The organism is Dietzia sp. 111N12-1 (genome assembly GCF_001658045.1).
In the GTDB taxonomy this organism is placed as follows: domain Bacteria; phylum Actinomycetota; class Actinomycetes; order Mycobacteriales; family Mycobacteriaceae; genus Dietzia; species Dietzia kunjamensis.
The window spans coordinates 84053-107473 of sequence record NZ_LSSV01000049.1 but is presented as its reverse complement, the minus strand read 5'-3'; the positions used below and the strand labels follow the sequence as shown (position 1 = coordinate 107473).

The 23421-nt window shown below is 70.5% G+C and carries 23 protein-coding genes; 2 read left to right on the top strand and 21 right to left on the bottom strand.

Features of this window, described 5'->3' with window-relative positions; genetic code table 11:
* Window positions 1-35 precede the first annotated feature (35 nt).
* The gene (locus tag AYO52_RS12400) at window positions 36-1424 is read left to right on the top strand and encodes a DUF349 domain-containing protein (RefSeq protein WP_067717762.1); all 1389 of its coding nucleotides are present in this window, start codon (window positions 36-38) and stop codon (window positions 1422-1424) included.
* Between the two features lie 156 nt (window positions 1425-1580).
* On the opposite strand, the gene AYO52_RS12395 is transcribed toward AYO52_RS12400, so the two are convergent.
* The 9 genes from AYO52_RS12395 to pgsA all read right to left on the bottom strand — a co-directional run bounded on the left by AYO52_RS12395 (window position 1581) and on the right by pgsA (window position 8332).
* Window positions 1581-2162 (bottom strand): hypothetical protein, encoded by a 582-nt coding sequence (locus AYO52_RS12395; RefSeq protein ID WP_067717758.1) that lies wholly within the window; start codon window positions 2160-2162, stop codon window positions 1581-1583.
* The gene (gene miaB, locus AYO52_RS12390; RefSeq protein WP_067717756.1) at window positions 2150-3721 is read right to left on the bottom strand and encodes a tRNA (N6-isopentenyl adenosine(37)-C2)-methylthiotransferase MiaB; all 1572 of its coding nucleotides are present in this window, start codon (window positions 3719-3721) and stop codon (window positions 2150-2152) included. The genes AYO52_RS12395 and miaB overlap by 13 nt, the downstream gene beginning before the upstream one ends.
* Window positions 3722-3747: 26 nt before the next feature.
* Window positions 3748-4356 carry a regulatory protein RecX gene (locus AYO52_RS12385; protein WP_067717753.1) on the bottom strand — a complete coding sequence of 203 codons (609 nt, stop codon included), beginning with the start codon at window positions 4354-4356 and terminating at the stop codon, window positions 3748-3750.
* Window positions 4356-5462 carry a recombinase RecA gene (gene recA, locus AYO52_RS12380; protein ID WP_067717750.1) on the bottom strand — a complete coding sequence of 369 codons (1107 nt, stop codon included), beginning with the start codon at window positions 5460-5462 and terminating at the stop codon, window positions 4356-4358. The genes AYO52_RS12385 and recA overlap by 1 nt, the downstream gene beginning before the upstream one ends.
* Before the next feature lie 226 nt (window positions 5463-5688).
* Window positions 5689-5883, bottom strand: a complete 195-nt coding sequence (locus tag AYO52_RS12375) for a DUF3046 domain-containing protein (protein WP_067717747.1) — start codon at window positions 5881-5883, stop codon at window positions 5689-5691.
* A gap of 67 nt (window positions 5884-5950) precedes the next feature.
* Window positions 5951-6778 carry a phage shock protein PspA gene (gene pspA / locus AYO52_RS12370; protein ID WP_067717744.1) on the bottom strand — a complete coding sequence of 276 codons (828 nt, stop codon included), beginning with the start codon at window positions 6776-6778 and terminating at the stop codon, window positions 5951-5953.
* Window positions 6779-6874: 96 nt separating this feature from the next.
* Complete coding sequence (locus AYO52_RS12365) at window positions 6875-7189, bottom strand: helix-turn-helix domain-containing protein (protein ID WP_067717740.1); 315 nt, start codon at window positions 7187-7189, stop codon at window positions 6875-6877.
* A 16-nt stretch (window positions 7190-7205) separates the two neighbouring features.
* Window positions 7206-7739: a CinA family protein gene (locus AYO52_RS12360; protein WP_172812161.1), complete on the bottom strand. Its 534-nt coding sequence runs from the start codon at window positions 7737-7739 to the stop codon at window positions 7206-7208.
* Between the two features lie 5 nt (window positions 7740-7744).
* Window positions 7745-8332 carry a CDP-diacylglycerol--glycerol-3-phosphate 3-phosphatidyltransferase gene (pgsA, locus tag AYO52_RS12355; protein ID WP_067717737.1) on the bottom strand — a complete coding sequence of 196 codons (588 nt, stop codon included), beginning with the start codon at window positions 8330-8332 and terminating at the stop codon, window positions 7745-7747.
* 76 nt (window positions 8333-8408) lie between these two features.
* Between pgsA and AYO52_RS12350 the strand changes: the two genes are divergently transcribed.
* Entirely contained in the window at window positions 8409-8690 is a 282-nt protein-coding gene (locus AYO52_RS12350; protein WP_067717733.1) for a YciI family protein, read from the top strand.
* A 19-nt stretch (window positions 8691-8709) separates the two neighbouring features.
* On the opposite strand, the gene AYO52_RS12345 is transcribed toward AYO52_RS12350, so the two are convergent.
* The 12 genes from AYO52_RS12345 to AYO52_RS12290 form a co-directional block, all read right to left on the bottom strand.
* Window positions 8710-11310 carry a DNA translocase FtsK gene (locus AYO52_RS12345; RefSeq protein ID WP_067717731.1) on the bottom strand — a complete coding sequence of 867 codons (2601 nt, stop codon included), beginning with the start codon at window positions 11308-11310 and terminating at the stop codon, window positions 8710-8712.
* 313 nt (window positions 11311-11623) lie between these two features.
* Window positions 11624-12280, bottom strand: coding sequence for a TIGR03085 family metal-binding protein (locus tag AYO52_RS12340; RefSeq protein ID WP_082923985.1), 657 nt, complete (start codon window positions 12278-12280; stop codon window positions 11624-11626).
* A gap of 5 nt (window positions 12281-12285) precedes the next feature.
* Window positions 12286-14463, bottom strand: a complete 2178-nt coding sequence (locus tag AYO52_RS12335; RefSeq protein ID WP_067717725.1) for a ribonuclease J — start codon at window positions 14461-14463, stop codon at window positions 12286-12288.
* Entirely contained in the window at window positions 14460-15419 is a 960-nt protein-coding gene (gene dapA / locus AYO52_RS12330; RefSeq protein WP_082923995.1) for a 4-hydroxy-tetrahydrodipicolinate synthase, read from the bottom strand. The genes AYO52_RS12335 and dapA overlap by 4 nt, the downstream gene beginning before the upstream one ends.
* A 58-nt stretch (window positions 15420-15477) precedes the next feature.
* A complete protein-coding gene (thyX, locus tag AYO52_RS12325; RefSeq protein WP_067717719.1) occupies window positions 15478-16230 on the bottom strand; it encodes an FAD-dependent thymidylate synthase in 753 nt (250 codons plus the stop codon).
* Between the two features lie 32 nt (window positions 16231-16262).
* On the bottom strand, window positions 16263-16715 hold the full coding sequence (locus AYO52_RS12320) for a flavodoxin family protein (protein WP_067717716.1): 453 nt from the start codon (window positions 16713-16715) through the stop codon (window positions 16263-16265).
* A complete protein-coding gene (locus tag AYO52_RS12315; protein ID WP_096905350.1) occupies window positions 16712-17191 on the bottom strand; it encodes a hypothetical protein in 480 nt (159 codons plus the stop codon). Before AYO52_RS12315 ends, AYO52_RS12320 begins: the two co-directional genes overlap by 4 nt.
* Window positions 17192-17201: 10 nt before the next feature.
* Window positions 17202-17951, bottom strand: coding sequence for a 4-hydroxy-tetrahydrodipicolinate reductase (gene dapB / locus AYO52_RS12310; RefSeq protein WP_067717713.1), 750 nt, complete (start codon window positions 17949-17951; stop codon window positions 17202-17204).
* Window positions 17952-17987: 36 nt separating this feature from the next.
* The gene (locus tag AYO52_RS12305; protein WP_067717709.1) at window positions 17988-19316 is read right to left on the bottom strand and encodes a pitrilysin family protein; all 1329 of its coding nucleotides are present in this window, start codon (window positions 19314-19316) and stop codon (window positions 17988-17990) included.
* Window positions 19317-19414: 98 nt separating this feature from the next.
* Complete coding sequence (locus tag AYO52_RS12300; RefSeq protein WP_172812166.1) at window positions 19415-21682, bottom strand: polyribonucleotide nucleotidyltransferase; 2268 nt, start codon at window positions 21680-21682, stop codon at window positions 19415-19417.
* Between the two features lie 373 nt (window positions 21683-22055).
* Entirely contained in the window at window positions 22056-22325 is a 270-nt protein-coding gene (gene rpsO, locus AYO52_RS12295) for a 30S ribosomal protein S15 (RefSeq protein ID WP_067717704.1), read from the bottom strand.
* A gap of 112 nt (window positions 22326-22437) precedes the next feature.
* Window positions 22438-23415, bottom strand: coding sequence for a bifunctional riboflavin kinase/FAD synthetase (locus tag AYO52_RS12290; RefSeq protein WP_172812160.1), 978 nt, complete (start codon window positions 23413-23415; stop codon window positions 22438-22440).
* Between the last annotated feature and the right edge of the window lie 6 nt (window positions 23416-23421).

The following is a 23421-nucleotide window of genomic DNA, read 5'->3' as shown; positions in this document are numbered from 1 at the left end:
TGCCGTGACACGCGGCAGAAGGAAACGAGGACGACATGACCGAGCAGTCACCCACCGCCCAGGGCGGATCGAGTTCGGGCGGATCGAGTTCGGGCGGAGCGACCCCGATCCCCGGTCCGAGGCCGGGTGCGCCATCCCCCGCCGCGCTGGCACGCAAGGTGGCACCGCGGCCGACCCCCGCGGGTACCCCAGGGGTCACGCGCGCCTCGGACCCGTCGCAGTGGGGTCGCGTCGACGAGTCGGGCGCGGTGTTCGTCCGGACCTCCAACGGTGAGCGTCAGGTCGGGTCGTGGCAGGCCGGTGCTCCCGAGGAGGGCCTCGCGCACTTCGGTCTGCGCTTCGATGACCTCGCCGCCGAGGTCGCTCTGCTCGAGACCCGTCTCGAGTCCCATCCGCAGGACGCCAGGAAGACCCGCGCCTCGGCGGAGACCCTGGCGGAACAGATCCCCACCGCCGCCGCCGTGGGCGATCTCGATTCTCTCTCCGCGCGTGTGGCTGCGGTGATCGAGCGTTCCGGCGAGGTCGAGGCCGTGTCGAAGCAGCGCAAGGACGAGCAGCGGGCGGCCGCGATCGCGCGGAAGGAGGCGTTGGCGGACGAGGCCGAGGAGATCGGGGCGTCGTCGACTCAGTGGAAGTCCGCCGGGGACCGTCTGCGCGAGATCCTCGAGGAGTGGAAGACGATCCGGGGTATCGACCGCAAGACGGACGACGCCCTGTGGAAGAGGTTCTCCAAGGCCCGGGAGGCGTTCAACCATCGCCGGGGCTCGCACTTCGCCGAACTGGACCGCAACCGCGCCTCGGTCAAGAAGGTCAAGGAGGACCTGGTGGAGAGGGCGGAGGCCCTGTCCGGGTCCACCGACTGGAACGACACGGCCACGGCGTTCCGTCGTCTCATGGACGAGTGGAAGGCCGCCGGCCGGGCCCCGCGGGATGCCGATGAGGCCCTGTGGAAGCGGTTCAAGGCGGCCCAAGACACGTTCTTCGACGCCCGCCACGCCGCCGCTGCGGAACGGGACGCCGAGTTCGAGACCAACGCCCAGGCCAAGGAGGCCCTGCTCTCCGAGTACGAGGGCCGGATCGATCCTACGGCCGACCTGGGCGCCGCCCGGTCCGCTCTCCGGCAGCTGCAGTCGCGGTGGGAGGAGATCGGCAAGGTCCCGCGCGAGCGGATGGGTCAGTTGGACGGGCGTATCCGGGCCCTGGAGAAGCGTGTCGCCGATGCGGCGGACACGGAGTGGCGTCGTACCGACCCGGAGGCCAAGGCCCGCGCCGGCCAGTTCTGGGACCGGGTCCATGACTTCGAGGAGCAGGCCGCGAAGGCGGAGGCTGCGGGCAAGAACAAGGACGCCGAGAGCGCACGGGCCCAGGCCGCGCAGTGGAAGGAGTGGGCGGAGGCAGCCGAGAAGGCGGTCGACACCCGCTGACGCGCCCCACCGGCGGACACCCGCCGACGCGCCCCACCTGCGGCCACCCGCCGACGGGCGACGAGAACCCGCAGACGAGAAGAGCCCGGCCCGTCACGACGGGGCCGGGCTCTTCTCGCGCCGGTCATCAGACGGCGCGCCGTCCGGGAGGTCGGTTCAGCGCCCGTCTCCGTGACGGGCGTTCTCCTCGAGCGTGATCTGCTCCGGGGTCCTCGCCCACAGCACACTCGCCAGCGTGATCACCAGAGCGAACACGATGATCTCACTGACGTAGAGGCCGATGCTGGGCCCGCCGAAGTCCTGCACGTCGGGATTGGGGCCGCGACCGGACTGGCGGAGCCAGATCGCCAGCACGCCGTACACGGCGGACACGCACGTCGCGCTCCAGGCGATCCCGGCGGCCCACCACTTCTGCGTCATGATCATCGCTGCCCCGAACGCGATGGTGCCCACGGAGTACAGCAGGACGAACAGATGGGACGGCAGGGTCGTGTACTGCTCACGCGCCACGTCGGTGAAGAACAGGACGTCGAGGCCCCGCACCCCCTCGCTGTGCGGCAAGGCCAGGGCCACGGCCAACAGCACGATGAGGACGGCGGACGCCAGGTAGGCCCGCCCGATCACGAGGGTGCGCCCGAGGACGCGGTCACGGTCCCGCATCTCCGATTCCGCGTTCCGGGTGACTTTCATGATCCCCGCGATCGGATCGGGGCGCTCGTCGGTGCTCACGTGGGGCATCCCTTCTCGGTGGTGACTGGGGCGCTGACGGTGTCGCGCCGGAGCGTGGGAAGCCCGAGCCCGACCCCGATGGGCGGGGTCTCGGGCTTGTGGCCCGCCTCGTGACGATCGCCGGCCCGGGTTGCTCGGTGGCTGAGCACCCCGTCATCGGCGAGCAGGTGGTGCGGGGCCGCGGCGGTGACCCGGGTGGTCACCACATCTCCCGGACGCACCCGGTCGGCGTGGTCGCCGATGGGGGCGAAGTGTACGAGCCGACCGTCGCGGGCCCGGCCCGTCATCCGGGCGGTGGCCGCGTCCTTGCGGCCCTCGTCGGCGGTCACGAGGAGCTCGACGACGCGCCCGACCTGCTTCTGGTTCTCCTCGAGCGTGATGCGCTCCTGGAGCTCGATCAGCCGCTCGTAGCGTTCCTGGACCACGGCCTTGGGGATCTGGTCCTCCATGGTGGCCGCGGGGGTCCCCGGGCGGGGCGAGTACTGGAAGGTGAACGCGCTGGAGAACCGCGCCTTCTCGACCACGTCGAGGGTGGCCTGGAAGTCCTCCTCGGTCTCCCCGGGGAACCCGACGATGATGTCGGTGGTGATGGCCGCGTGCGGCATGGCCGCGCGGACGCGCTCGATGATCCCGAGGAAGCGCTCGGACCGGTAGGAGCGTCGCATGGCGCGCAGGACGCGGTCGGACCCGGACTGCAGCGGCATGTGCAGTTGCGGGCAGACGGTCGGTGTGGAGGCCATGGCGTCGATCACGTCGTCGGTGAACTCCGCCGGGTGCGGCGAGGTAAAGCGGATCCGTTCGATCCCCTCGACCCGGCCGGCCGCCCGCAGCAGTGAGGCGAAGGCGCCCTTATCGGAGGGCTCGTCGGGGTCGTGGAAGGACCGCCCGTACGCGTTGACGTTCTGGCCGAGCAGCGTGACCTCGAGTACGCCCTCGTCGGCGAGCGCCTGCACCTCGGCCAGGACCTCGCCGGGCCGACGATCGACCTCCTTGCCGCGCAGGGACGGAACGATGCAGAACGTGCAGGTGTTGTTGCATCCCACGGACACCGAGACCCACCCGGCGTATGAGGATTCGCGGGTGGCCGGCAGGGTCGACGGGAAATGCTGCAGGGAGTCGGCGATCTCCACCTCGGCCCGCTCGTTGTGGCGGGAGCGGTCGAGGAGCGTCGGCAGGTGTCCGAGGTTGTGGGTGCCGAACACGACGTCGACCCACGGTGCGCGGGAGACGACGACGTCCTTGTCCTTCTGCGCGAGGCACCCCCCGACGGCGATCTGCAGGCGGGGGTTCGCGTCCTTCCACGGCCGCAGGTGACCGAGGGTGCCGTAGAGCCGGTTGTCGGCGTTCTCCCGGACCGCGCAGGTGTTGAACACGACCAGATCGGGAAGGTGACCTCCGGCCGGGTCGGCGTCGCCCTCGAAGGGCACGTACCCCGCGGCGTCGAGGACCCCGGCGAGACGCTCGGAGTCATGGACGTTCATCTGACATCCGAAGGTGCGAACCTGGTAGGTCCGGCGGGCGTCGCCCTCGGCATGCGCTTCCTGCGCCGCCGCCTGCAGGTCGGTCACGAGAGTATCCACGCAGGCCAGGGTACTCAGGGCGATGCGTGGGCCGCCAATTCGGCGTCCACGACTTTCACCGCCAACCCCGTCGGATAACCCCGCCGGGCCAGGAAGGCGATGAGCCTGCGCCGCTCGCCCTGCACGTCCGGCCCGGACAGTGCGGCGCGCGGCCGGCGATCCAGCCGACCGCGTACCAGTTCGGCGGCCTGCCGACGGTCATCCGACTCGTCGATCTCGCCGACAGCCCGGGCGATGTGCGCCTCCGCCACGCCCTTGTCCCGCAGCTCGCGCTCGAGGGCGCCGCGCGAACGGCCACGGCGTCTCCTACGGCCACGTACCCACTCCTCGGCGAAGTCGGCATCGTCGACCAGTCCCCACGCCCTGACCCTGCCGAGCGCCTCGTCGACAGCCTCCGCGGCGTACTCCTTGTCGAGCAGCCGCTCGCGCAACTCGTGCTCACTGCGCGGCCGGTAGCGCAGTAGTCGGAGCGCGGCGTTCGCGGCCTCGTGCGCTTCGGGGGCCAGGGGCGGCAGGTCCGAGGACCCGGAGGGCCTGGCCTCCACTGCGGCGATCGCCGTACGGAGTTCCTCCGCCCCGGGCGCCCCGGCGCCGCGGGGCCCGCGGGTGTCCCTGCCCGACATCAGAACTCGACGGGCACCACGTCGATCGGCGCGTCCTCGTCGGACTCCGCCTCGATCTCGGCGATCTCCGCCCCCGCGCCGATATTGAGCTTGTCCAGGATCTTGCGCTCGATCTCGTCCCGCACCGACGGGTTCTCCTTGAGGTACCGACGGGCGTTCTCCTTGCCCTGGCCCAACTGGTCCGGTCCGTAGGTGAACCAGGACCCCGACTTCTTGATGAAGCCGTTGTCCACGCCCATGTCGATGAGCGAGCCCTCGCGACTGATCCCCTCGCCGTAGAGGATGTCGAACTCCGCGATCTTGAACGGCGGCGCGACCTTGTTCTTGACGACCTTGCACTTGGTGCGGTTACCGACCGCGTCGGCACCGTCCTTGAGCGTCTCGATACGGCGCACGTCCAACCGCACCGACGCGTAGAACTTCAGCGCCTTACCGCCGGTGGTGGTCTCCGGCGAGCCGAACATGACGCCGATCTTCTCGCGCAGCTGGTTGATGAAGATCGCGGTGGTGCCGGTGTTGTGAAGCGCGCCCGTCATCTTCCGCAGGGCCTGGCTCATGAGTCGCGCCTGCAGGCCGACGTGGCTGTCGCCCATCTCCCCCTCGATCTCGGCACGCGGGACGAGCGCCGCCACGGAGTCGATCACCAGGATGTCGATCGAACCGGAGCGGACCAGCATGTCCGCGATCTCCAGGGCCTGCTCACCCGTGTCCGGCTGGGAGACGATGAGGTTGTCCGTGTCCACGCCGAGCTTGCGGGCGTACTCCGGATCCAGGGCGTGCTCCGCGTCGATGAACGCCGCGATCCCGCCGGCCGCCTGCGCGTTGGCGACGGCGTGCAACGCGACCGTGGTCTTACCCGAGGACTCCGGCCCGTAGATCTCCACGACGCGTCCCCGGGGGAAGCCGCCCACGCCCAGTGCCACGTCGAGGGACAGCGCCCCGGTCGGGATGACCTGGACCGGCGGCCGGTTGTCGTCACCCAACCGCATGACCGAGCCCTTGCCGTAGGCCTTGTCGATCTGCGCGAGGGCCAGTTCCAGCGCCTGTTCGCGATTCTGGGCCACGCCCGTCTTGGTCCCCGACTTCGCGGTGGTCTTGGGTGCCATGGTGCTCTCCGTTCCTGCGCGACCCCCGGCGTCCGGCCGATCGGTCTGGGTGGTGATTCAGTTGCGGACGTTACGGGCCGGGTACGACACGAACGTCTCGCGCGAACCCGGCGACCGCTTTCCTGTGGAGGAAGGGCGCCCTGTGGACGGGGCGAACCGTCATCACGTGCCACCCAGTGTAGGCGAACGGGTGTTCGAGGTCGACCGACACGCCGTGGACGGAGCGCTAGTGCAGCTGTTCGGGTACCTCGAACTCGGCGCACAACGCCAACCACACGCGCTTGACGGGGAGGCCGGCGTCGATCGCCTCGAGGGCGGTCCTCCCGCCACACTCCGCCAGATGGTGCGATCTGGTCAGACTGTCGGCGCGGAGTTCACCGAAGGCCTCCACGGTGCGTGCGCGGAACTCGGTCAGGGTCACGTCTCGCCCTCCCCTACGGACGACGACGGGCCGCCGGCGTGGTCGCCGACGGCCCGTTGCCGCGAGATCACTGCTGTTCGGTCTGCGCCTGCTGCTGCTGCGGCGGCGCCGCCGGCTCGGACTGGCCCTGGCCGAGCTGGCCGGTGGCGCCGGTACCGGACCCGAGCTGGCCGCCCTCCGCCATCGACGCGCGGATCTGCTCGAGGCGGCTGTGGCCGGCCATCTGGGTCGAGGCCTGCTCGACCTCGAGCATGCGACCCTGCACCGAGTTCTGTGCGAGTTCCGCCGAGCCCAGGGCGTTGGCGTACCGACGCTCGATCTTGTCGCGGACCTGATCGAGGTTCGGGGTGTTGCCGCCCGAGGACAGCTCCGACATCGACTGCAGGGAGGCGCTGACCTGCTCCTGCATCTTGGCCTGCTCCAGCTGACTGAGCAGCTTGGTGCGCTCGGCCACGCGCTGCTGGAGGACCATCGCGTTCTGCTCGACGGCCTTCTTGGCCTGGGCGGCGGCCTGGAGCGACTGGTCGTGCAGGCCCTTGAGGTCTTCCACACTCTGCTCGGCCGTGACCAGTTGGGCCGCGAACGCCTCCGCGGCGTTCTCGTATTCGGTGGCCTTGGCCGCGTCACCCTTCTGGCGCGCCTGCTCCGACATCTGCAATGCCTGCCTGGTGGAGCCCTGGAGCTTCTCGATCTCCGCGAGCTGCCGGTTGAGCTTCATCTCCAGCTGGCGCTGGTTGCCGATGACCGCCGCAGCCTGCTGCGAGAGCTGCTGGTGCTGACGCTGCGCGTCAGCGATCGCCTGCTGGATCTGGACCTTGGGGTCGGCCTTCTCGTCGATCTTCGAATCGAACAACGCCATGAGGTAGCGCCATGCCTTGGTAAACGGATTGGCCATCGCTGCGTAGTGTCCTTCTGCCGATTCGGACGACGGGTCTGTTCAACGGTACCGAACAACGCACGGTTGCGACCACCGGGCGTGACGGGCGCGCGGTCAGGCCGCGAGCACCGGCTCGGTGAACGTGCCCGGAGGGGAGACCTCGAGGGCGGCGCGGATGAGGATCTCGCCCAGGGAGACGTCGAGCGCCCCGGAGATGGAGGCCAGCAGTTCGCTGGAGGCCTCCTTGCGGCCGCGCTCGATCTCCGAGAGGTACCCGGGGCTCACACGGGCGGCGTCGGCCACGTCCCGCAGGGTCCGACCGGATTCCCCGCGCAGGCCGCGCAGGACCGTCCCGAGCGTCTCGCGTAGCAGAGGGGCACCGCCGGGCTGGTCCGGTCTGGGCAGGGTGGTCATCTGGATGTTCGGCATCACGGGGTACAACGCATCACATCCCGGATTCGTTCCCGTCGTCGTCGTCACCGGTCCCCTCCCCCGTCGCCGCCGCGATGACCAGCTCCAACGCCGCCGTGCACGCCGCCGTACGGATACGGCTCCGGTCGCCGCTCAACGCCAGCGTCACGGACCAGGGCTCCCTCCCGGGAACCGTCAGGCCGACGTGGACGGTCCCCACCGGCCTGCCCTCCTGGGGCTCGGGCCCCGCCACCCCCGTCAGGCCCACGCCGACATCGGCACCACAGCGCCGCGCAGCCCCGCGCGCGAGTGCGCGGGCGGTCTCCGCGGACACGGCCCCGTGCCGCTCCAGGACCTCGGTCGGCACCCCGGCGAGTTCGTGCTTGAGATCCGTGGCGTAGACGATCAACCCGCCGCGTAGCACCGTACTGGCGCCCGGCACCTCGGCCACGGTGGCCGCGAGCAGCCCGGCCGTGAGGGACTCGGCCGTGGCCAGGGTCCATCCGCGGTCCCGCAGGGCGGTGACGGCCGCGGTCGCCGGCGGGGGCACGGCGCCGGAGGGATCCACGGGGGTCAGTCCGCGGTGCGCGCGGCCCGGCGGGCCTTGACCAGGTAATCGATGCCGGTGAAGACGGTGAGCACCACGGCCGCACCGACGACGATCCACTCCACCGGCCACACCCACTGCGGCAGCGGCAGGATGAGCATGCCCATGCCCACCGTCTGTGTGACGGTCTTGAGCTTGCCTCCCCTGCTCGCGGCCACGACGTAGTCCACCCCGAACAGGCGCCACAGCGTGATGCCGACCTCGCGGACCAGGATCACCACGGTCACCCACCAGAACAGCTCGTCCACCAGTGAGAGCGAGATCAGCGCGGCGGCGATGAGCGCCTTGTCGGCGATCGGGTCGGCGATCTTGCCGAAGTCGGTGACCAACCCGAGCTTGCGGGCCAGGTGACCGTCGACGTAATCGGTGAACATCGCCACGGCGAAGACGACGAACGCCCCCACCCGCCACCAGGGATCCTGGGCGCCGGCGACGAAGAACAGGACCACGAAGACGGGGACCAGGAGGATCCTCACCACCGTGAGCACGTTGGCGATGTTGAGGACGGGGACCTCGTCGGTCCGGCGCCTGTTCTCGCGCGTGGAAGCAGTCACCCCCTCACCTTAGCGAGGACGGCGGGAATACCCTTGGTCGCGACGCACCCCCGACCCCGATCCCAGGAGATCCACGATGCCGCTCTTCGCCGTCACCTACCGCTACTCCGACGCCCAGACCGAGGAGCGGGAGTCCAACAAGCCCGCCCACCGCGAGTGGCTGTCCGCCCGCGTCGACGACGGGTCCGTCCGGTCCGTGGGACCGTTCGTCGACGGATCCGGGGCGTTGCTGGTGGTGGAGGCCGACGACGACGAGGCCGCACGATCGCTCGTCGACGATGACCCCCACTGCCTGCGCGGAATGGTCTCGGAGATCTCGGTCCGGGAGTGGAAGCCGGTTTTCGGCGCCCTCGCCTGACGCACACCCCGCCCGGCCGCTACCCCACCGGGGTCTCGGCCGGGTCGCGGAGGTCGGCCGGCTCGTCGTCCGAATCCTCCTCCGGCGGGGTCCCGCCCTTGATCATCCAGAGCACCGAGGCGAGTTCCTCGGGCTTGACCAGCACGTCGCGTGCCTTGGACCCCTCGGAGGGCCCGACGATATCGCGCGACTCCATCAGGTCCATGAGGCGGCCGGCCTTGGCGAAGCCGACCCGGAGCTTGCGCTGCAGCATCGAGGTGGAGCCGAACTGGCTGGACACCACGAGCTCCACGGCGGCGAGCAGGTCGTCGAGGTCGTCGCCGATGTCGGCGTCGATGTCCTTCTTGCCGTCCTCCTTGGCGGCGGTGATGGACTCGTCGTACTCGGGCTCGGCCTGGTTCTTGGCGTAGTCGACGACCTCGTGGATCTCCTCGTCGGTGATGAACGCACCCTGCATACGGATGGGACGCGAGGCACCCATCGGGATGAAGAGCCCGTCGCCCATACCGATGAGCTTCTCCGCCCCGGCCTGGTCGAGGATGACCCGGGAGTCGGTGAGCGAGGACGTGGCGAACGCCAGGCGGGACGGCACGTTGGTCTTGATGAGGCCGGTGACCACGTCGACGGACGGCCGCTGCGTGGCCAGGACGAGGTGGATGCCGGCGGCGCGGGCCTTCTGGGTGATGCGGACGATCGCGTCCTCGATGTCGCGGGGCGCGGTCATCATGAGGTCGGCCAGCTCGTCGACCACCGCCACGATGTACGGGTAGGGCCGGTAGACGCGCTCGCTGCCGGGCGGCGTCGTGATGGCTCCCGACTTCACGCGCTCGTTGAAGTCGGTGATGTGGCGAACGCGGGTGGACTTCATGTCCTGATAGCGCTGCTCCATCTCCTCGACGAGCCACGCGAGCGCCGCGGCCGCCTTCTTGGGCTGCGTGATGATCGGCGTGATGAGGTGCGGGATGCCCTCGTACGGCGTGAGCTCCACCATCTTGGGGTCGACGAGGATGAGGCGGACCTCGTCCGGAGTGGCCCGCGTGAGCAGGGACACGAGCATCGAGTTGACGAAGCTCGACTTACCCGAGCCGGTGGAGCCGGCCACCAGGAGGTGCGGCATCTTGGCCAGGTCGGCGGTGACGAAGTCGCCCTCGATGTCCTTGCCCAGTCCGATGAGCATCGGATTGTGCTTGCTGGCGGTCTTGGGGTCGGTCAGCACGTCCGCCAGCCGCACCAGTTCGCGGTCGAGGTTGGGCACCTCGATGCCGACCGCGGACTTGCCGGGGATCGGTGCCAGCAGCCGCACGTTGTCCGTGGCGACCGCGTAGGCGATGTTGCGGTGCAGGGCGGTGATCTTCTCGACCTTCACGCCGGGACCCAGTTCGACCTCGTACCGGGTGACCGTCGGGCCGCGGGTGAAGCCGGTGACGGCCGCGTCGATCTTGAACTGCTCCAGGACGCCCTGGATGGCCTCGATCATCTGGTCGTTGGACTCGCTGCGCGCCTTGGGCGGGTCACCGGCCGTGAGCAGGCTGACGGGCGGCAGGGCGTAGTCCACGCCGTTCAGCAGCTGGGTCTGGGAGTCGAGCCGCTCCGCGTCGCTCTCGGAGGCGGTGTGGGTGGACGGGACGTTGGTCTGCGGGACCGCGGAGGTGTCCACCGACGGTGTCGAGGCGGCACGTCCGGGCGCGGTGGCCGGCGAGGACGGGGTGGCCGAGGCCGGCGGGCCGGCGGGGGCCTCGTCGGCGTCGCCGCCCGCGGGCAGGACCTCGGTCCTGCGGGGGGTGCGCTTCGGGCGTGCCGGGGCCCGGGCCGGTTCCTCCGGGGGGAGGTCGGCGACCTCCGGTGCCGCCTCGGGCTCGGCGGATGGCCGCGAGGCGCGGGGCATCTCGACCGTCTCGCCCGCCGTGGGGGTATCGGACCACGCGGCGATCCGGCGGCGGGAGCTGCGCCGCGTCGCCGAGCGCTCGGTCTCGGACACCCGCGTCGTCTCCGCGATCGGGTACGCCGTGGTCATCTCGTCGTCCCAGTCCTCGTCGGAATCGACGTAGTCGTGGTCGACGATGTCGCCGCTGCCGTCCCAGCCGAAGAACCCGCGGACGATCCCGGGGATCTCGCGCGCGGGCCGCCCCACCATCACCAGGATCCCGAACGCGACGAGCAGCACGAGGAGCGGTACCGCGACGAAGACGGACAAGCCGGCTTCGAGCGTTCCACCGACGATCCGGCCGAGCACCCCGGCGCCGGACCGCACCCCGTCGGGATCGGTCGGCGAGCCGGACCCCAGGTGCCACAGTCCGAGCACACCGAGGGCGGCGACGGTCGTTCCGACCAGCCAGCGCGAGTGCACGTCGGGACGGGGTTCGCGGGCCATGACGAGCACGCCCCATCCGCCCAGCAGGAGCGGCAGGAGGGCACCGGGGGTACCGACCACCGTCCGGATCCCGGTGTCGATCCAGTGGCCGATCGGGCCGGCCGCGCCGAACCACACGGCGCCGACGAACACGATCGCCACGCCGATGAGGATCAGGCCGAGACCGTCACGGCGGTGCGGCGGGACCACCTTGTCGTCGTCGTCCCCACCCCCGAGGCCACGGACCCCGTGGCCGACACCCTTCGCCATCGCGGACCACCCTCCGCGCAGCCCACGCCCCACGGCACCGAACGCACCCGTGGTGCGTTCCGGCGCCGGGACGGCGGTACGAGGACCGCTGCGGGTCTCCTTTTTGGGGGTCGAGACGACCGCACCGCGACGGGAACCGCCACCCCGCGACGACGACGGGGCGGGTTTGGTCGATCGCTGTGCTCCCGAGGTCGAAGCCGGACGTCGGCCGCCGGGGGCACGGGTGGAGCGCGTGCTCGAGCTGGATGCCATGGCCGTCACTCTATCGTCTGGAGCACCACTGGTAACAGCAGCCACACGGGGGCGGGGTGGTTCAGATGCCGCGTGGGACGGCTTCGAGCGCGTCGATCCCCCGCTGGGCACCGGAGATGTCGATCTCGACCTCGTCGCGACCGAACGTCCACAGGAGGAACTCGACGGGATCCGCCGTGATGCTCACCAGCGGGGCGAGCGCCGCGCCCGTCGAGACCGACGCGATCGTGGTCGATCCCACGTGAACCGGGGTCCGGATGTCCACTCGGGCGCCGACCTTGCGCAGGAAGGTCTTCGCCACGGTCGTGGCGAGGGACCAGACCCGTTCGAGGTCATCCACCTCGAACTCGCGGGACACCCACCCGGGGCGCCCCCTGCGCACGTCCTCGTGGTGGACGAGGTACTCGGCCAGGTTCGCGACCCGGTCCGCGTAGCGCAGCGGTGAGTACCAGGGAGCTCCTCCGGCGATCGTGTCGAGCAGGTCCTCCCACGGGCGTTCGGCCTCCCGCAGGCGCAGGTGCTCCATGCGGTCCGCGAGGGCGGGGACGACGATTCCCGCCGCGGCGTCCGGGCGGTACTCCCGCACGACGAGGTGGGCGGCCAGGTCCCTGGTCGTCCAGCCCTCGCACAGCGTCGGGGCGTCGGGCCCGGTGGCACGCATGCTCTCCACGAGAGCGCTGCGTTCCCGTTGCGCGAGGGTCGGACGGCTGGGACTCACCGGACTCAGACCTGCGCGACGGCGGAGGTGATGACGGTGGGCACGATCATGGGCTTGCGGCGCCACTTGTCCGACACCCACCGGCCGACCACGCGCCGCACGGCCTGGGCGAGACGGTACGGATCGGTCTCGCCCTCGCCGGCCAGGTCCCACAGGGCGTTCTCCACGAGCTCCACGACCGGGTCGAGTGCACCCGGCTCGTCGGTGAAGCCCTTACCGATGATCTGGGGCTTGCTCACCGGCCGGCCCGTACGCGGGTCCACCACGACGGTCGCGACGATGAAGCCGTCCTCGCCGAGGGCGGTGCGGTCCGCGAGGACCGTGTCGCCGACGTCACCGGTGGACAGGCCGTCGACGTACAGGTTGCCCACCGGGATCTGACCGACCACGGACGCCTTGCCGTCGACGAGGTCGACCACGACGCCGTTCTGCGCCAGGACGACGTTCTCCTCCGGTACCCCGGTGGCGATCGCCAGCGCCTTGTTGGCGCGCAGGTGCCGCCACTCACCGTGCACCGGCATGGCGTTCTTCGGCCGTACGGCGTTGTAGACGAAGAGCAGCTCGCCCGCGTCCCCGTGGCCGGAGACGTGGATGTTGGCCTCGCGGCTGGTCACCACGTTCACGCCCATCTGGGACAGGCTGTTCTGCACGCTGAAGACGGGCTCCTCGTTGCCCGGGACGATCGACGAGGAGAACAGCACGGTGTCGCCCTCGGAGAGGTTGATCTGCCGGTGCTCACGACGCGCCATCCGGGAGAGCCCCGCCATGGACTCACCCTGGGTACCGGTCGTCATGACGACGACCTTCTCCGAGGGGAGCTTGGCGGCCGTGTCCATGTCCACGATCACCTTGTTCGGATCGGTGAGCAGGCCCATCTCGAGGGCGATCTCCATGTTCCGGATCATCGACCGACCGGTGAGCGCGACCTTGCGACCGCTCGCGGCGGCGGCCGCGATGACGGACTGGACGCGGTAGACGTTGGAGGCGAAGCAGGCCACCACGACGAGCTGACGCGCGTCGGAGATGAGCCGCTGGAGCGCGGGACCGATCTCCGACTCCGAACGACTGACGCCCGGAGTGGTGGCGTTGGTCGAATCCATCAGCAGCAGGTCGATGCCCTCGTCACCGAATCGCCCCATCTTGGGCAGGTCGGTGGGGCGCTTGTCCGTGGGCAGCTGGTCGAGCTTGATGTCACCCGTCATCATCACCGACTGGCCACCGGCGCGGATGACCAGGCCGAGGCACTCGGGGATCGAGTGGTTGACGTCGAAGTAGCGCACCTCGAACTTGCCCAGGGTGCTCACGCTGGACTCGTCGACCTCGCGGAAGACCGGCTTGATGCGATGCTCGCGGCACTTCGCGGCGACCAGTGCGAGCGTGAACCGCGATCCGATGACCGGGATGTCCGGGCGCAGCTTGAGCAGGAACGGGATCGCCCCGATGTGGTCCTCGTGGGCGTGGGTCAGCACGAGCGCCTCGACCTGGTCCAGACGATCCTCGATGTGGCCGAAGTCCGGGAGGATGAGGTCGACGCCGGGCTCGGTCGAGCTCGGGAAGAGGACGCCGCAGTCGACGATGAGCAGCTTCGAGTCGTACTCGAAGGTCATCATGTTGCGGCCGATCTCCGTGACGCCGCCGAGCGCCACCATGCGCAGCGCACCCTTGCGGGGCTTGGGCGGGCTGGGCAGGCGGACGGTCATGTCGCCGCCCTGCATGGTCTTCACGCCACCGAACTCGGCGGTGGAGGTGTCGCCGCGACCCCGGCCGCGTCCGCTGCGACCACGGCCGCCCTTCTGGCCGCCCGAGTTCTGGCCGCCGTTCTGGTCGCCGCCCGACGATCCGCCCTTGGCTCCCGAGGACGAACCCCTGCCCCGGCCACGCGATCCGCCCTTGGGCGAGTCCTTCTGGCCGCTGTCTTTCTGGCCGCTGTCCTTCGGGCCGCTGTCCTTCGGGCCGCTGTCCTTCGGGCCGTCGCCCTGCTGGTTCCTACCCTGCTGGGGCTGGTCCTGCCTACCCTTGGTCCGATCGGAGCGTCCCTGCCCCGCGTCTGCGGCGGGGGCGTCGGCTACCGGGGTGGGCTCGGTGAACTGCACGGCGGCCGTGGCCGCCGGCTCTCCCGAGGGCCGTCCTGCGGCACGTCGGGTGCGGCCGCGTCCGCGGCCGGTGGAGGTACTTTCCGTCATCTGGTGACTCCTGCTCTGTGCAGCAGCGCCGCGAGGGCGTCTCGCTGCTCGTCGGTTGGTGGTAACTGCGGGAGTCGCGGCACACCGGCCGGGACCCCGAGAAGTTCTAGTGCTGCTTTGGACATCGACACACCTCCGAGCGCCCGCTGGGCGTCGAAGAGAGGGAGGAGCCCGAGGTTGATACGTCGTGCCGTCTCGATGTCGCCACTCAGGTACGCACGGCGCAGGTCGACCAGCCGTGATGCGGCTACATGGCCGATCACACTGACGAACCCGGTCGCTCCGACGGCCAGCCACGGGAGGTTGAGTTGGTCGTCCCCCGAGTAGTAGACGAGGTCGCAGTGGGACATGACGGTGACGGCGTCGTGGAAGTCGCCCTTCGCGTCCTTGACCGCCACGATGTTCGGGTGGTCGGACAGACCGATCAGGGTGTCCGCCTGGATGGGGACCACCGATCTCGGCGGGATGTCGTAGAGCATCACGGGCCGGTCGGTCGCGTCGGCGATCGTCCGGAAGTGGACGTCCAGACCTGCTTGGGTGGGCTTCGAGTAGTACGGCGTCACCACGAGCAGTCCGTGCGCCCCGGAGGCAGCGGCCTGCCTGGCCGCGTGTACCGAGTGCGCGGTGTCGTACGTACCGACACCCGCGACGATCGTCGCCCGGTCCCCCACTTCGGCGAGGACGGTCTCGAGGACCGCGATCTTCTCCGCGTCGGTGGTGGTGGGCGATTCCCCCGTGGTGCCGGAGACGACGAGACCGTCGCACCCCGAGTCCACGAGATGTCGCGCGACACGTGCGACGGCCTTCAGATCGACATAACCGTCGGACCCGAACGGGGTCACCATCGCCGTGACGACCGTGCCGAACGGCGCGGGGCGCCCTGTATCGGCGGGGGCCGGGCCACGGTCGGTCGGCGCTTGCCGGCCGACAGGGCCCCCGGTGGTCACGTGTGTCATGGTCTCCCAGACTACCCGCAGTACCCGGCAGACCCCGATTCCCACCCTGGGGGCGTCGTCATCCCTCGAGAACGTAGGGGCTGACCGCGATCTCCGAGCCGTCCTCCAGCGTGGCGATCTCGAAGTCCGAGAACACTGCCGGCGCCGCCTCGCGGAGACGACGGAGTACGTCGATCGCCAGGCCCCGGATCTCGGTGTCGGCGTGCTCGGTGGCGCGCATGCCGATGAAGTGGCGCCACGAGCGGTAGTTCCCCGTCACGACGATCCGGGTCTCGGTGGCGTTCGGTAGCACGGAGCGGGCGGCCTGCCGGGCCTGCTTGTGCCGCAGCATGGGGTTGGGCACGTCCGCGAACCTGTCCTCGAGCTTCGCCAGCATCTCCGCGTAGGCGTCACGGGAGGCGTCGGTCGCGCGCCGGAAGATCTCGACGAGCTCGGGATCGTCCGCTATCGCCGGTGGGGGCACCACCTTCGAGTCGTGCTCGGGGACGAAGCGCTGGGACAACTGGCTGTAGGAGAAGTGGCGGTGCCGGATCAGTTCGTGGGTGCACGAGCGGGAGATCCCGGTGATGTAGAACGACACACTCGCGTGCTCGAATACCGACAGGTGCCCGACCTCGAGGATGTGCCGCAGATACCCGGCGTTGGTCGCGGTGCGCGGATTCGGTTTCTCCCAGCTCTGGTAGCAGGCCCGCCCCGCGAACTCGGCCAGCGCGGATCCGCCCTCGGCGTCCGTCTCCCACTCGACCTCGTCGGGCGGGATGAACTCGGTGTGCGCGACCAGGCGGACCTGCCGGCGGACGAGCTCGGACATCGCTTGACTCCTTCGATGATGTGCCCGGCGGTTCAGCCGAGCAGATGTGCGGCGACGGTGGCCGCGACCTCGGCGGCGGTGTCGAGATCCTGGCGTCCGGGTTCGCCGGTCAACTGGACTGCGGGGGCGACGGCCTGCAGTCCCCAGCCGGTGGCGATCCGTTCGACCGAGGTGACCGCTCCCGCGGTGTCGTTGTCCCCGTGTACGCACAGGGCGTACGGCCGGCCTGCCACCGCTCCTTCGCAGGTGTAGTAGGTGCGGTCGAAGAAATGCTTGAGCGCGCCGGACATGTACCCGAAATTGGCCGGGGTGAGCAGGACATAGCCGTCGGCACGCAGGACGTGGTCGTCGGTGGTGGCCAACGCGGGGACGGACTCGACCGCGATCCCTTCGAGTTCGGGATGGTCGAGACCGGTGACGAGTGCTTCGAGAATGCGTCGCAGGCGTGGTGACGGGGCGTGGTGCACGACCAGTACCGTGCTCATCCCAGCCCCTTCCCCGAGGTGAGTTCCGTCTCGCGCAGCCCGATGGCGGCCTTCATTACCTCCCGGGCGCGGACGCGGTCGCCGGCGTGGTCGTAGGCCCGCGCCAGCCGGTAGGTCGTCCGCCAGTCATCGGGGGCGGCCTGGTACTCGGCGCTGACCCGGTCGAACAGCGCGTCCGCCGCGTCATGCTGGAGCCGACCGGAGGGGCGTCGCTCCATGTCCGCGACATCGAGCTCGATCCCTTCCGCCGCGGCGGCGGCCGAGATCCTCTGGAGTTCGAGACCGTTGCGGACGATGGCCCAGGTCGCCCAGGCGCCGACGCCGGTGAGCAGGATGATCCCCGCCCCGAGCCCGCGCACGGCCAGATAGTCGGAGGCGCTGACCATCGACCAGCCGAGGTACAGCAGGTACCCGAAGGCCACGACCAGGCCCAGCGCCGTGAGGGCCATGACCAGGGGCTTGACGATGCGCTCCACGGCGGTGGTCCTAGAGGTCCATGAAGGAGTCGAGCCCGACGGTCAGGCCCGGGGCCCCGGCGATCGAGCGGACCCCCAGAAGCACCCCGGGCGCGAACGAGGTGCGGTCCAGCGAGTCGTGCCGGAGGGTGAGGGTCTCCCCCTGCGTCCCGAGCAGCACCTCTTGGTGGGCGACGAGGCCCGACAGTCGCACCGAGTGCACGCGGATCCCGTCGACGTCGGCGCCGCGGGCCCCGTCGAGTTCCGTGGACGTGGCATCGGGCGACGGCCCGAGCCCCGCCTCCCGGCGAGCCGCCGCCATCATGGCGGCGGTGCGGTGGGCCGTCCCCGACGGCGCGTCGGCCTTGTTGGGATGATGCAGCTCGACGATCTCGGCGGACGGGAAGTACTTCGCGGCCTGGACCGCGAACCGCATCATCAGAATGGCGCCGATGGCGAAGTTCGGCGCGACCAGTACACCGGTCCCGGGACTGTCCTCCAGCCACCCCCTGAGGGTGGTGAGACGGTCCTCGGTGAACCCGGTGGTGCCGACCACCGCGTGTATGCCGTTGGCCACGCAGTACTCGAGGTTGTCCATCACCACGTCCGGGTGGGTGAAGTCCACCACCACCTCGGCACCGGAGTCGACGAGCGCGTCCAGCGGATCGCCCTGGTCGACCTCCGCGACGAGTTCGAGGTCCTCCGCGTCACGGACGGCCTCACAGATCGCCGTCCCCACCTTGCCGCGTGCGCCGAGCACTCCGACCTTCGTCACCGTCATCGTCTCCTCACGTGGTCCTCGTCGAGCCCGTCCAGCCTATCCGCCGACGCGCCCGAGCAGTCCAGCCGCGCCGTCGCCGGGCATCCCGGGGCCGACCGCCGCCAGACACCACGGGGCGGACTCGTCGGTCCAGTAGGCGGCGACCTCGTCGCGGGTGACCCGACGGAGCCTGGCCACCGATTCCTCGACGGGGACCACCGTGTCGCGGTCCAGGAGGTGTCGACCGATCCGCGTCATGCGGGAGAGTGGATCGTCCAACCCGAGCCTGATCGACCCCGTGAGGTGGCCGATCGCCCGACCCACCTCGTCGGCGGCGGGCGGCGCGGCCAGCATCCCGGACACGACCTCGCCCACCTCGTCGCACAGTGCGTCCACACGGTCGACCGGGGCGCCGGCCACCACCGTGAGCAGACCGGTCGGCCGGAACTGGTCCATGCCCGCATAGACCGTGTACGCCAGACCGAGTTCCTCGCGGATGCGTTGGAACAACCGGGAGCTCAGTCCCCCGCCGAGAACCGCGGTGCCGACCTGCGCCGCGGCCCGGTCCCGGTGATCCCGGGCCGGGGTTCTGCGGGCGAGGGCGATCAACGCCTGTTCGGAGTCGTCGTCCTCACCGGTGAGCACGGACGTCGCCGCCCACCCGGGGGCCCCCGCGCCCGGCCCGGTGTCGCCACCGCCGGTCCCGGCGCCGAGATCGGCGCCGTCCCGCGACGTCCCGTTGCGGGACACCGCCGCCGCCAGTGGCCCGGCGGCGATCCGGCGCACGAGGGCGTCGTGATCGAGACGCCCGGCCGCCGCGACCACGACGTCGCCGGCACCGAGCATGCGTCGGTGGAATGCCCGTAGGGTCTCGGCGTCCAGTGCTTCCACCGACTCCTCGGTCCCGATGATCGGGCGGGCGAGCGGGTCGCTACCGAGGGCCGCGGTGGCGACCAGTTCGCAGGCGAGGTCCTCCGGGTCGTCCGCACGGCCGGCGAGCTCGTCGAGCACGACGTCACGCTCGATCTCGACGTCGGCGGGGTCACAGGACCCGTTGGCGACGACGTCCACCAGGACGTCCACCGCGGTGTCCAGCCCCTCGGCGGGGACGTGGACGTGATAGCAGGTGTGCTCGCGTCCCGTGAAGGCGTTGAGGTCACCACCCAGCAGGTCGATACGCTGGGACAACTCCAGACCGGACGCCGAGCTGGTGCGCTTGAACAGGACGTGCTCCAGGAAGTGCGCGGCGCCGTGTTCCCCGGGGCCCTCGTCCGCGGAACCGGACCCTATCCAGACCCCGACCGCCGCGGTGTGGCACCACGGTAGGTCCTCGGTCACCACACGCACGCCCGGGATCGACCGGTCCACGCGGATCGTCGGGTTCACGGTCCCTCCCTTCTGTCGACGAACGAGGCACGCACCCCGCGCGCGGGGTGCGTGCCTCGTGGGGTGCCGGGCGCCGTGGGTGGCGGACCGGCGGGGTCTCAGTCGTCGGTGCCGGAGTCCGCGTCGGCTCCGCCGTCCGAGTCGTCACCGACCGGGACGAGACTGATCTTGCCGCGGTTGTCGATGTCGGCGATCTCCACCTGCATCTTGTCGCCGACGTTGACCACGTCCTCGACCTTGCCGACGCGCTTGCCCTGGCCCAGCTTGGAGATGTGGACCAGACCGTCGCGGCCCGGCAGCAGCGAGAGGAAGGCGCCGAACGGGGCGGTCTTCACGACCGTGCCGAGGAAGCGCTCCCCGACCTTGGGCAGCTGCGGGTTGGCGATGGCGTTGATCTTGTCGATCGCGGCCTGGGCCGACTCGCCGTCGGTGGCCCCGATGTACACGGTGCCGTCGTCCTCGATCGAGACGGACGCGCCGGTCTCCTCGGTGATCGAGTTGATCATCTTGCCCTTGGGCCCGATGACCTCGCCGATCTTGTCGACGGGGACCTTGATCGCGATGATGCGGGGTGCGAACGGGCTGAGCTCGTCGGGCTCGTCGATCGCCTCGGCCATCACGTCGAGGATGGTGAGCCGGGCCTCGCGGGCCTGGGTCAGCGCGCCGGCCAGCACCTCGGACGGGATGCCGTCCAGCTTGGTGTCGAGCTGCAGCGCGGTGACGAACATGCCCGTGCCGGCGACCTTGAAGTCCATGTCGCCGAACGCGTCCTCGGCCCCGAGGATGTCCGTCAGCGCGACAAAACGTCGTTCCGACTCACCGGCCTCGTTCGTGATCTCGTCGGAGACCAGGCCCATCGCGATACCCGCGACGGGGGCCTTGAGCGGCACACCCGCGTTGAGCAGCGACAGCGTCGAGGCGCAGACGGAGCCCATGGAGGTGGACCCGTTGGAGCTGAGCGCCTCGGAGACCTGGCGGATCGCGTAGGGGAACTCCTCGACGCTCGGCAGGACCGGCATGAGCGCGCGCTCGGCGAGCGCGCCGTGGCCGATCTCGCGACGCTTGGGCGACCCCACGCGACCGGTCTCACCGGTGGAGTACGGCGGGAAGTTGTAGTGGTGCATGTAGCGCTTGCTGGTCTCGGGCCCGAGCGAGTCGATCTGCTGGGCCATCTTGACCATGTCGAGCGTGGTCACGCCGAGGATCTGGGTCTCACCGCGCTCGAACAGCGCCGAGCCGTGGGCGCGCGGGATGACCTCGACCTCGGCGGACAGCGCGCGGATGTCCCGCGTGCCACGACCGTCGATCCGGAAGTGGTCGGTGAGGATGCGCTGGCGCACGACCTTCTTGGTCAGCGACTTGAACGCGGCCCCCACCTGGCCGAGGCGGTCGGAGAACCGCTCGGTGAGCTGCTCGAGGACGGTCGCCTTGAGCTCGTCGGTCGCGACGTCGCGATCCTGCTTGTCGGCGATCTGCATGATCTCGGCGAGCTTGGTCTCGGCGATCTCGGCGACGGCGGCGTAGACGTCGTCGGCGTACGGCGGGAACAGCGGGAACTCCCGCGGCGTGCCGGGCGCGGCGTCGGCCAGTGCCTGCTGTGCGGCGCACAGCTCGGCGATGAACGGCTTGGCGGCTTCGAGCCCCCGGGCCACGACGTCCTCGGTGGGGGCCTGCGCGCCCCCGGCGACCTTCTCGATCACGTCGTCGGTGGCCTCGGCCTCGACCATCATGATCGCGACATCTGCGGTGTCACCGGAGCCGACGACACGGCCGGCGACGACCATGTCGAACACGGCGTCGTCGAGCTGCTCGACGGTCGGGAAGGCGACCCACTGGCCGGCCGGGTCGGCCGACGTCGGGATGAGCGCGACGCGCACGCCGCCGACCGGACCCGAGAAGGGCAGGCCGGACAGCTGGGTGGAGGCGGAGGCGGCGTTGATGGCCACCACGTCGTACAGGTCCTTGGGGTCGAGGCTCATGACGGTCACGACGACCTGGACCTCGTTGCGGACCCCGTCCGCGAAGGTGGGGCGGAGCGGCCGGTCGATGAGCCGGCAGGTGAGGATGGCGTCCGTGCTGGGACGCCCCTCGCGGCGGAAGAACGAACCGGGGATCCGTCCCGCGGCGTACATCCGCTCCTCGACGTCCACCGTCAGGGGGAAGAAGTCGAAGTGCTCCTTGGGGTGCTTGCCCGCCGTGGTGGCGGACAGCAGCATGGTGTCGTCGTCGAGGTAGGCGACGACCGCACCGGCGGCCTGCTTGGCCAGCCGGCCGGTCTCGAAGCGGAGCTCGCGGCGACCGAAGTCGCCGTTGTCGATGGTCGCGACGGTCTCGAAGACCCCGTCTTCGACCTCGACGGCCGTGATCTGTGGCATGTGTTTCCTGTCGTGTCGGGTGCATGGGCCGCACGGCGGAGTCGTCCCGCCGGGGCCACCGGGCGTCACGTCAGGGGGTCCCGGTTCGACCTCGGTCTTCGATCGAAGCGGCCGGAACGCGTGCCACGGATGCTGATGCTCCCGGGCGTCGGGTTCCGGCGGCCACTACCGAGGACCGTCAATCGGACCTGTCGACCACCCCGGCACGTGTGCACCGGCTCCACCGAGGCTATCAGGGAAAACCGTCCGGGTCACCGGGCGCGCGCGGGTGACGCCCCCGACACCCGGCGGCCCGGTTCGCGGAAATGCGCCGACCCCGCCCGGATGGACCGGGCGGGGTCGGTGACGCGGTGGTCGTCGTGCGTCAGCGACGCAGGCCGAGACGCTCGATCAGCGAGCGGTAGCGCGCGATGTCGGTCTTGGCGATGTACTTGAGCAGACGACGCCGACGGCCGACCATGAGGAGCAGGCCGCGCCGCGAGTGGTGGTCGTGCTGGTGGGTCTTGAGGTGCTCGGTGAGCTGGGAGATCCGCTTGGTGAGCATGGCGATCTGGGCCTCGGGCGAGCCGGTGTCGGTCTCGTGGAGGCCGTACTCGGCCAGGACGGCCTTCTTGTCTTCGGTGCTCAGCGCCATGGTGACTCCTGGTTGTTCCAGTCCGCGTGAATGTTGGGCCCCGCCGCCGCGGACCACAGGAGGGCCGACGGGAGACGTTACCAGTCCACGGACGTGTCGGCCCAATCCGAGGTCACGGCCGGTCGGCGTCCGCCCCGAGCACGGTCCGGGTCGTGGTGACGTCGCGGTCCATGGCCACGAGCAGCTCGTCGACGGAGGCGAACTTCACCATGTCGCGGACGTGGTCGACGAAGTCGACCGCCGCCAGTCGTCCGTACAGGTCGGCCGACTCGTCCAGGACGAACGCCTCGACGCTGCGGGCGGAGTCCCCGAACGTCGGGTTGGTGCCGACGGAGATCGCGGACGGGTAGCGCCGTCCCGGGACGATCGTGCCGTCGACGGGGCCGTCGTCGAGCACGGTGAACCACCCGGCGTACACGCCGTCGACGGGCACGGCGGTGTACTCGGGAAGGTCGAGGTTGGCGGTCGGGTACCCCAGGTCCCGCCCCCCGCGGCCGGCACCGTGGACCACGACGCCCGAGACGCGGTGCGGTCGGCCGAGGACCTCGGCGGCGCCGGCCACGTCGGCCTCGGACAGCAAGCGGCGGATACGGCTGGAGGAGACGGTCTCTCCCCCGGCCTCGAGCAGGTCGACGATCTCGCAGACGATGCCGCGTTCGGCGCACAGCTCGCGCAGGGTCTCCGGGGTACCGGCCGCGCGTCGACCGAACGTGAAGTTCCGCCCCACGGTGACCGCGCGGGCCCGCAGGCCGCGGACGAGGACCCGGTCCACGAACTCGTCGGGCTCCCACGACGCCATCTCGCGGTCGAACGGCAACGCGAACACGGCGTCGATCCCGAACCCGCCCGCGAGCTCGGCACGCCGCTCGAGGGGGGTGAGGACCGACGGGTGGGTCCCCGGCCTGACGACCTCGACGGGGTGGGGGTCGAACGTCACGAGGACGGGACTCGCGCCCAGGTCCCGGCCGTGGCCGACGGCGCGGTCCACCAGGCTCCGATGACCCCGGTGGAGCCCGTCGAACACGCCGAGGGCGACGGAGGTCCCGCCGTCGGGGATCACGATCTCGTCGAACGTCCGCCACAATTGCACGGCGAC

What these genes read in the sequence shown, in the direction of transcription:
- AYO52_RS12400 (WP_067717762.1), top strand. Translation starts at nt 36, where the DNA reads ATGACCGAGCAGTCACCCACCGCCCAGGGCGGATCGAGTTCGGGCGGA.
- AYO52_RS12395 (WP_067717758.1), bottom strand. Translation starts at nt 2,162, where the DNA reads ATGCCCCACGTGAGCACCGACGAGCGCCCCGATCCGATCGCGGGGATC.
- AYO52_RS12385 (WP_067717753.1), bottom strand. Translation starts at nt 4,356, where the DNA reads ATGTCGGGCAGGGACACCCGCGGGCCCCGCGGCGCCGGGGCGCCCGGG.
- recA (WP_067717750.1), bottom strand. Translation starts at nt 5,462, where the DNA reads ATGGCACCCAAGACCACCGCGAAGTCGGGGACCAAGACGGGCGTGGCC.
- pspA (WP_067717744.1), bottom strand. Translation starts at nt 6,778, where the DNA reads ATGGCCAATCCGTTTACCAAGGCATGGCGCTACCTCATGGCGTTGTTC.
- AYO52_RS12365 (WP_067717740.1), bottom strand. Translation starts at nt 7,189, where the DNA reads ATGCCGAACATCCAGATGACCACCCTGCCCAGACCGGACCAGCCCGGC.
- AYO52_RS12350 (WP_067717733.1), top strand. Translation starts at nt 8,409, where the DNA reads ATGCCGCTCTTCGCCGTCACCTACCGCTACTCCGACGCCCAGACCGAG.
- AYO52_RS12345 (WP_067717731.1), bottom strand. Translation starts at nt 11,310, where the DNA reads ATGGCGAAGGGTGTCGGCCACGGGGTCCGTGGCCTCGGGGGTGGGGAC.
- AYO52_RS12335 (WP_067717725.1), bottom strand. Translation starts at nt 14,463, where the DNA reads ATGACGGAAAGTACCTCCACCGGCCGCGGACGCGGCCGCACCCGACGT.
- dapA (WP_082923995.1), bottom strand. Translation starts at nt 15,419, where the DNA reads ATGACACACGTGACCACCGGGGGCCCTGTCGGCCGGCAAGCGCCGACC.
- thyX (WP_067717719.1), bottom strand. Translation starts at nt 16,230, where the DNA reads ATGTCCGAGCTCGTCCGCCGGCAGGTCCGCCTGGTCGCGCACACCGAG.
- AYO52_RS12320 (WP_067717716.1), bottom strand. Translation starts at nt 16,715, where the DNA reads ATGAGCACGGTACTGGTCGTGCACCACGCCCCGTCACCACGCCTGCGA.
- dapB (WP_067717713.1), bottom strand. Translation starts at nt 17,951, where the DNA reads ATGACGGTGACGAAGGTCGGAGTGCTCGGCGCACGCGGCAAGGTGGGG.
- rpsO (WP_067717704.1), bottom strand. Translation starts at nt 22,325, where the DNA reads ATGGCGCTGAGCACCGAAGACAAGAAGGCCGTCCTGGCCGAGTACGGC.